We start from the raw sequence: 8,067 nt of genomic DNA on the forward strand, positions 1-8,067 counted from the left end.
ATCCGTTTTTCTGGGTCGGTTTTGTCTGTGTAAAACCAATATTTATTAATGGGATTTTTCGGTGGGGGCGGTGCGTTACGGCGATGTCAATATTTGCGTCAAAACCCATCATTTATTCCCGCCGTAACACACCCTACCGGGGACGATACCATCATAGGTAGGGTGTGTTATGCGGCCAGAAAATGTGAACCGTCACAAATCAATGATATTTCCGCATAACGCACCATTCCAAATCGCGAGACACCATCATAGGTAGGGTGTGTTATGCGGCCAGAAAATGCGAAGGGTTACAAATCAATCATATTTCCGCATAACGCACCATTTCAAATCGCGCGATCGGCCAATTTGAATCATCGCATCATGCAAATGATATCAATATCTGGGATGGTGCGTTGCGGCCAGGTCAATATTTATCGTGAAAACCCATGATTTATCGATGCCGCAACACACCCTACCCCTTCACGGCCGCAGCCAAGCTGGGTTTGACGATCGCCCGGACAATCCGACTGCAAGCCATTCTCCCCCCGGATAAATTCCGGGCTGCCGGACCGACCGTCAGGGCCGCCAATCCTCCCATCACGAAGCACTCCGAACCCGGAATCCGCAAATGGGCGTCCAGCACCGGCAAACCGCCGATCGCCTCCGTGGGGTAGATTCGCAGCGTGTCGGCTAGGAGGGGATCTCGCGCCGCATCAAATTGGGTTCCCGTCGCCAACCAAATGCGATCGCACCCCGGCAACAGCCCACCGCCGGCCTTCACCCGCCAGCAACGGCCCTCCCAAACCGCCGCCGTCACTTCGGTATTCTCCAAAATCTTCAGTTCCCCCCGATTGACGGCCCGCCTCAACTGCAACATCATCGCCGGCGTCACCGAACTCCCGCCGCGGGCCTGTCGGATCATTTCCCGGCGGGTCAACCAACAGTCCTCGGCTTCAAAATCCTTGAGATATTTCGGCCCCAGCCAACCCGGTTCGGCGTCAAATAGTTTTTCTCGCAATTGCCGCCGCACTGCCAGCGTCACCTTCGCGCCCCGTCTCATCGCCCCCACCGCCAAATGGGCGGCGGTCAACCCCCCTCCCACGATCAAAATCCGTTCTCCGGTCACGTCGAGGCCCCGCAAGTCCACCTGTTGAGAATGGCACAGCCGACCCGGCGGGTGGGGGGCGGCAATTTCCCCGGCCCACCGGGGAAGGTCGGGCACCGCCGCCCCGGTCGCCAACACCACCCGCCGCGCGACGGTACAACTGCCGTCGCTCAAAATCACCTGGAATCTCGGCCGTCCCGACCGCCGGACGGGCAGCACTTGGCGGACTTTGCCGGGATATACCCGGTCCGCCAACTCCCACCGCCGGACCACATCCCCACAGAAGTCCTCGAAGAGTCGGGTTCCCGGCAAATCGTAGGGGGGGAACAATTCCGCCGCCCGACCTTCGGCAAATCGTCTCAGGGCGTAGGGGTCGGGGTCGGGGTGGTGCACCGCCGGGGACCGTAGGTGGGGGATGTCCTGGGCGGCAAATTGATGTCGCCATCGCGCCAGCCAAGTCCCGCTGGGGTCTAAGACGATGAATCGGTTTCTGAAGGGTTCCCGTTTCTGTAGCAGGTGGGTGGCGAGGGTGAGGGCTTGGGGGCCGGCTCCCACGATGGCGAGGTCGGTGGAACTGGGTCGGGTGCGATCGAACATCTTTGAGATCTGACGAATCCTGTGCTATCGTGACAATGATAATGATTATCATTCCGAAAATCAATGATTGTTGCCGTCACAGGTCCGGCCGGTTCGGGAAAAACTCGCTGGATTCGAGAACAGATCGCGAAAGACCCCCAGCCCCGGTGCTATTTCACCCCCGACATGGACGGTGTGTGCATCGATCGCACTTGTCTGGCCGCCGAGTTTCCGGAACTCCACATCCGAACTCGCGGACAGGAAGCAGAATTGTGGGCTTTGGCAGAATCCGGGTTCAACGTTTATATTGAATTGCCTTGGTATTGGGAATTGTCCTCCCTGGAACCGCTGTTAAATCACCTCAACTGTCGTCGCATCGCCGTGGTGCCCCAGAATGACGAAAACGCCCAGATTCGGGAGTGGGCGGATCGAATTATTGTGGGACATCAAGGGGTAGAAATGATTCCCGAGTTGCCCGACGACGAATTGCAGATACACCGGGGTTTGTTGACTGGTGAAATAGTCGATTGGACGAGTTTAAGTGTATTTTGGTTTGAGCTGATCGGGGGGGCTTACGGCCGGGTTAAAAGAGCGAAGGGAATTTTTGAAATTGCCAGCGGTGAGTCGATTTACGGCGATTTTGTGTTGGGGATTGCCAACTCGGAATTTTTGGCTTTGGACTTGCCGAGACATCTGGAGGGAAGGCCCCGGAGATTTAGCGGGTTTGAAATTGTCGGGCGGGATTTGGAGCGATCGCAAATATCCGCCACCCTGAAAGATTGCTGTTTGCCGGCATCTCACATTCAACATTATCAACAACAGCTCCAAGAATCTTTCGCCGAAGAACAGGAGGTTTTCATATGAAAATAGCGGTGATGTCTTGCATTCACGGAAATTATGAGGCTCTGGATGCAGTTTTGTTGGATATCGACCGACAAAAAGCCGAGCAAATTTATTGCTTGGGAGATTTGGTCGGCTACGGCCCTTTTCCCCATGCGGTCGTCGAGCAAATTCGCTCCTTGGATATCCCCACGGTGCAAGGGTGTTGGGATGAGGATATTGTGGAAGGTTTAAATGCTTGTGAATGCAGTTATCCGTCCCTTTTGGCAGAACGGCGGGGGCATTTGGCTCACGAATGGACTCGGGAAAATATTTATCCGGAAACCCGGGAATTTCTCGCCCAACTCCCCTTGACGTTAAAAAGCGATCGCCTGTGTTTCGTCCACGGTTCGCCCCACAGCAACCACGAGTATTTGATGCCGAATATGGATGCTTTTACGGTGTTGGAAAGGGTTTTGGCGATCGATGCAGATGTGTTGTTTTGCGGGCACACTCATGTCCCCTACGTTCGCCAGTTGGAAGGGGGACAACTACAAGTCAAAGTTCGCCAACCCGAATTGGGAAATGGGGAAGATTGCAGCAGTTTTAAGACTCCTTTAAAACGGGTGATTAATGTGGGTTCTGTGGGAGAACCTCGCCACGGCCGCCCCAATGCCACCTATGTGATTTACGATACCGATACCGGAGGGGTGACGCTGCGAGAGGTTGAGTATGATTATCGCAAAACCTGCGCGGCAATTATTGAGAAGGGTTTGCCACCAATTTTCGCTTGGCGTTTATCTCGGGGTTTGGAATATGCGGAAAAAGCGGACGATCCCACCCACGTTTGTCAGCGATAAATCATCATTTTTACCTTGTCATTTTTTTAAAAGTGTGGCAAAATATTTGAAGAAATTCTGACCATTTTTTGTGGCAAAATTGACAAAATTATGACTTCATTACATTCGGCAATTGAAGAAATTGACGGCATCAATTTACCCAATATTGACAGTCAAATTGACCCGCCAGTTTCCGAAGAAGAAATGCGCCAAGCGGTGCGGACTTTGCTGCTGGGACTGGGTGAAAATCCAGATCGGGAAGGTTTGAGGGACACGCCGAAACGGGTTGTCAAGGCTTTAAAGTTCCTGACTTCCGGCTATCATCAGTCTCTAGATGAACTGCTCAATGGTGCGGTTTTTCACGAAGATGCCGACGAGATGGTTTTGGTGCGAGATATCGATATTTTCAGCTCTTGCGAACATCATATTTTGCCGATTTTGGGTCGCGCTCATGTGGCTTATATTCCCGATGGGAAAGTGATCGGATTATCGAAGGTCGCCCGCATCTGTGAAATGTACGGGAGACGGTTGCAGGTTCAGGAACGGTTGACTGCTCAAATTGCGGATGCTTTACAAGGTTTGCTGAAGCCGAAAGGGGTGGCTGTTGTTGTGGAAGCCAGCCATATGTGTATGGTGATGCGAGGCGTGCAGAAGGTCGGTTCTTGGACTTCTACCAGTGCGGTAAGGGGCATTTTTTCGACGGATGCGAAAACTCGCCAGGAGTTCATGTCTCTGATTCGCCATACTCCGAGTTTTAGCTAATTTTGTAGGTGTTGGGTGTCGCTTTTGCTTCGCCCAACCCCATCCAATCATGGAAGTATTTTTTCACTTTATTTTTTATTCATCGTTAAAATGTGGGCTATCTTGAGCGGTATCGAGGGAAATTTGAAGGCTTATCAATCCGTTTTAGAGGATATCAGTTGCCAGAAATGTGAGTTCGAGCAGTTTTATATTTTGGGGGACTTGGTGGGGCCAAACCCCGACAGCGAATTGTTGGTTGAGAGGGTCAGAGAAACGACTGACTCCGGAGAATTTGAGCCTCAATTGTGTATGGGTTGGTGGGAAGAACAGTGTTTTAATTTACACGGACTCGGGGGAAATGTGGAGGGTGACGAGTTGTTGAAAAAATATGGGGGAGATGTGGTGGAGTTGCTGTGGAATTCGGTTTCTAGGGAAACAGTTGAATGGTTGAGACAACAACATTTTGGTTTTTTGGAGTTGGATTGTTTGCTCATTCATGGGAGCAGTGTGGGGGTGAATGATGAACTGAGGGCGGATACTCCGGCTTGGAGAATGTTGGATCGGTTGCAACGGGTGGGTGCGAATCAGTTGTTTTGTGGCCGTTCCGGTCAGATTTTTGAGTATGAGTTGCGGGGGGGTTCGGTTTGTTCGAGGGTTTCGACTTTGGACGAGGAGCAATCTTCGGAAGCGGTGAAATTGACGGAAAAACGAGTTGTGGGGGTGGGTTCGGTGGGTCGTCATTGGGGAAGGGCGACCTATACTTTATATGATCCCAATTCCAATCGGGTTGATTTTCGTCAAGTTAATTATGATTAGTTTGGGAATTTGACTGGAATTTCGGTGCTGTTTGATTTGGAGGGAATTGGAGACGATGACTGGCTTGACAAAAACCACCACACCTGATTCGATTTCGGAGTTTCCCAAGCGGGGGATGCCGGTCACGATTATTACCGGATTTTTGGGGAGCGGCAAAACGACGTTGCTCAACCAAATTTTGGAAAATAAACAGGATTTAAAAGTCGCCGTTTTGGTGAACGAGTTCGGGGATATTAATATTGATGCTCAGTTGCTGGTGTCAACGGATGACGACATGGTTGAGTTGAGCAACGGCTGCATTTGCTGTACAATTAATGAGGGGTTGATCGATGCGGTGTATCGGGTTTTGGAACGGAGCGATCGCGTCGATTATATGATGATTGAAACCACCGGTGTCGCCGATCCGCTGCCGATTATTTTGACGTTTTTGGGCACCGAACTGCGAGATCTGACGCGCCTGGACTCGGTGCTCGGGGTGGTGGACGCGGCGAATTTTACGCCGGATCACTTCGACAGCGAAGCGGCTCTGAAACAAATTGCTTACAGCGATGCGATTATTTTGAATAAAACGGATTTGGCGACTCCCCAAAAAATTCGAGAATTGGAGGATTATATTGCCATTGTTAAACGGGGGGCGAGGATTCTGAAAAGCGAATATGGTCGAGTTCCATTGCCGTTAATTTTGGATGTGGAGTTGACGCCAGTCGATCGCTATCACGGGGAGGAAGAACGCCACCACCGCCGCGACAAATATGATTCCCTTAACCGCCATTCCGACCACTTACAAAATGATGGTTTTTTGTCGATCGCGTGGGAGAGCGATCGGCCGTTTGATATCGATAAATTCGAGAATTTTTTGACGGAAAAAATGCCGTTGGAGGTCTTTCGAGCCAAAGGAATTCTCCGCTTCAGTCAGAGTGAAATCCCTTATATTTTTCAACTCAGCGGCCCCCGGTATGCCATTCAATTGGGGGAGACTTTGAAAACGGCAAAGACTCAAATTGTTTTGATCGGGCGTCATCTCGACCGGGAGTATATTCGCCAGCAATTGAATGATTGTTTGGCTTAGTAATGGGGGCGGGCGCAAGCCTTGCGCCCCTACGAGATCAAATTATCTTGTGCTAAGAGGATTGGGGGTTGGCTGAGTCTTTGAATTTTGGGGAATTTACCACAGAGGCACAGAGGACACAGAGGGAGATGTTCGTTGTTGGGCTTGAGCCACCTCAGAAATGCGCTGAAGCGCTACAACAATTTGTTTGATCAATCCGATCGCCCGTCGGGTGCGTCAAATTGATGGCTGATGATGACAACCAATTATTGATGCTCGGACGCACCCCAAAACTGCTGTAAAAATTACGAAAATCGCACCGGGGTCAAACTCCAGTCGGGGCGGAGATTTTTCGCCCCCCGCAGATAGGGGTGGTGAATTTCCGTTTTGTGGGCCGGGAAATTGACGTGGACCAGGAAGCGGATGCAGCGTTCGAGACTGCCTTCGACGTGCATTTGCTGCACGTCCAACAGCGGCACGTTGTCCCAATTCTGGCGCTCTCGGGCGATCGCGGCGGGGAAAATCGCGTCCAAATCCCGGGTGACGGAAAACGTGGTGCTGATAATCTGCTCGGGGTGTAACTGATTGCGGGTTTCCAGCTCGTCGAGCAGTTCTGTCACCGCCTCCCGAATTGCCTCCACCGAATTGTCCGGGACCGTCGTCGCGCCGCGAATCGCTCGAACTTGCCACTCCACGCCAAATCCTCCTATGATCGTCACTGTTCAGGTATCCAAGGGGACTCGAAATGTTCCCCCGCCTCCGATCGCCTCACCCCCGGCGCGGTCCCGTTTCAAGGTCGGTACAACCACAGGGGCAAACCGTTCGTTGACAGTTCAAATTCTACCCAATTCCGAGCCGCCGATAACCCTCCGGCGGGGGTTTGATTGTTGCTGAGGATGCGGTTGATCAGGGATTTGGGCTTTTCCAGGGTGCAACATTCGGTTTTGTCGGGGTCGAGATCGGCCAGTTCCGCCGCCCAGCGTCGGGCCTCTTCTTCCGTCCCCAGGCGATCGATGACCCCCAATTCGAGGGCCTGTTCCCCGGTGAAAATCCGCCCGTCGGCGAAGGTGCGGACGGCTTCTTCGGACAGGTTTCGGGACTCGGCTACCGTCCGGACGAACTGGTGATAGCTGGTGTCGATCAACTCCTGGAGGATGTGCTGTTCGGGTTCGGTGAGTTCGCGATCGAAGGCCAAAATATCTTTGTAGGGTCCGGACTTGATCACCTTGAAGGAAACGCCGATTTTCTCCAACAGCCGTTCGATGTTGTTTCCCCGCAAAATTACGCCGATGCTGCCGGTGATGGTGCCGGGGTTGGCGACGATGTGTTGGGCGCCCATGCCGATGTAGACGCCGCCGGACGCCGAAATATTGCCGAAGCTGGCGACGATCTTGACTTTTTCGCGCAAATGTTGTAAGGCGCTGTAAATTTCCTGGGAGTCCCCCACGGTGCCCCCGGGGCTGTCGATCCGCAGCAGCAGGGCGGGAAATTTGCGCTCTTTGACGGTGTTGAGGGCCTCCAGAACGCGCTTTCGCGTGTCGCCGGCGATGGGACCGGTTATTTCGATGCGGGCAATTTGTTTGCGAAATCGAGACTTAAATGGCCAAATCATGGACGGTTGGGAGTCAATATAACGAGATGGGCGTTGGATGTGCGATCGCCCAGCCATTCTTACCAGTATAATGCGACGTCGGGACTCCCGGTAGTCCGACCCGAAATTCTCTCGCCCCCAAACCCCCAATTCTGGGGGCTTTGAACGAATAGACTTTTTGTGAATGATTTCACATTGCTATAGAGTTCGGATCGTCTGTTATCCTATTGATTCGATTTCTGATTGTCGAATTACAAAAAATTATAGAAATCGTTTTTTGTTAATTATTTTAGTGGATATAGTAGTGTGAAATGATGAGTGAAAATTGGTCGGCTCTGAGTCTCCAGGATTGGGGGTTTGGGGGCTGAACAATTTACATAAGGTTTCCGATTGCTATATCATGTCGAACCCTCCGATGCTTTTGGTGGCGCAACAGAGTATCGGCTCAACTGCGATCGCGCTACACTGTTCTCGTCGGTGCGATTCGTTCGGGATCGAAATAGGGCTGAAATGCCTGAAATAACCTCCTGGTAAGGCTTTTATCCCCTCGGAT

The 8,067-nt window shown here is 52.1% G+C and carries 8 protein-coding genes; 5 read left to right on the forward strand and 3 right to left on the reverse strand.

Annotation, left to right across the window (positions count from 1 at the left end; all coding sequences use genetic code 11):
• Window positions 1–451 precede the first annotated feature (451 nt).
• Window positions 452–1,681, reverse strand: coding sequence for an FAD/NAD(P)-binding protein (locus AC0QHF_RS00600; RefSeq protein ID WP_324702248.1), 1,230 nt, complete (start codon window positions 1,679–1,681; stop codon window positions 452–454).
• A 63-nt stretch (window positions 1,682–1,744) separates the two neighbouring features.
• Here AC0QHF_RS00600 and AC0QHF_RS00605 point away from each other — a divergent pair, with 63 nt between their 5' ends.
• The 5 genes from AC0QHF_RS00605 to AC0QHF_RS00625 all read left to right on the forward strand — a co-directional run bounded on the left by AC0QHF_RS00605 (window position 1,745) and on the right by AC0QHF_RS00625 (window position 5,944).
• Window positions 1,745–2,524: a GTP-binding protein gene (locus tag AC0QHF_RS00605; protein WP_324702249.1), complete on the forward strand. Its 780-nt coding sequence runs from the start codon at window positions 1,745–1,747 to the stop codon at window positions 2,522–2,524.
• A complete protein-coding gene (locus AC0QHF_RS00610; protein WP_324702250.1) occupies window positions 2,521–3,339 on the forward strand; it encodes a metallophosphoesterase family protein in 819 nt (272 codons plus the stop codon). The genes AC0QHF_RS00605 and AC0QHF_RS00610 overlap by 4 nt, the downstream gene beginning before the upstream one ends.
• A 90-nt stretch (window positions 3,340–3,429) precedes the next feature.
• Window positions 3,430–4,080, forward strand: coding sequence for a GTP cyclohydrolase I FolE (gene folE / locus AC0QHF_RS00615; RefSeq protein WP_324702251.1), 651 nt, complete (start codon window positions 3,430–3,432; stop codon window positions 4,078–4,080).
• 90 nt (window positions 4,081–4,170) lie between these two features.
• Window positions 4,171–4,875, forward strand: coding sequence for a metallophosphoesterase family protein (locus AC0QHF_RS00620; RefSeq protein ID WP_324702252.1), 705 nt, complete (start codon window positions 4,171–4,173; stop codon window positions 4,873–4,875).
• Window positions 4,876–4,930: 55 nt separating this feature from the next.
• Window positions 4,931–5,944, forward strand: coding sequence for a CobW family GTP-binding protein (locus tag AC0QHF_RS00625; protein ID WP_324702253.1), 1,014 nt, complete (start codon window positions 4,931–4,933; stop codon window positions 5,942–5,944).
• A 284-nt stretch (window positions 5,945–6,228) separates the two neighbouring features.
• Here the strand turns inward: AC0QHF_RS00625 and aroH are convergent, their stop codons facing one another.
• Together aroH and sppA are read right to left on the reverse strand one after the other, a co-directional pair.
• Window positions 6,229–6,618: a chorismate mutase gene (gene aroH, locus AC0QHF_RS00630; RefSeq protein WP_324702255.1), complete on the reverse strand. Its 390-nt coding sequence runs from the start codon at window positions 6,616–6,618 to the stop codon at window positions 6,229–6,231.
• Window positions 6,619–6,713: 95 nt separating this feature from the next.
• Window positions 6,714–7,535, reverse strand: a complete 822-nt coding sequence (sppA, locus tag AC0QHF_RS00635) for a signal peptide peptidase SppA (protein ID WP_324702254.1) — start codon at window positions 7,533–7,535, stop codon at window positions 6,714–6,716.
• Between the last annotated feature and the right edge of the window lie 532 nt (window positions 7,536–8,067).

Source organism: Lyngbya sp. CCY1209 (assembly GCF_055795065.1).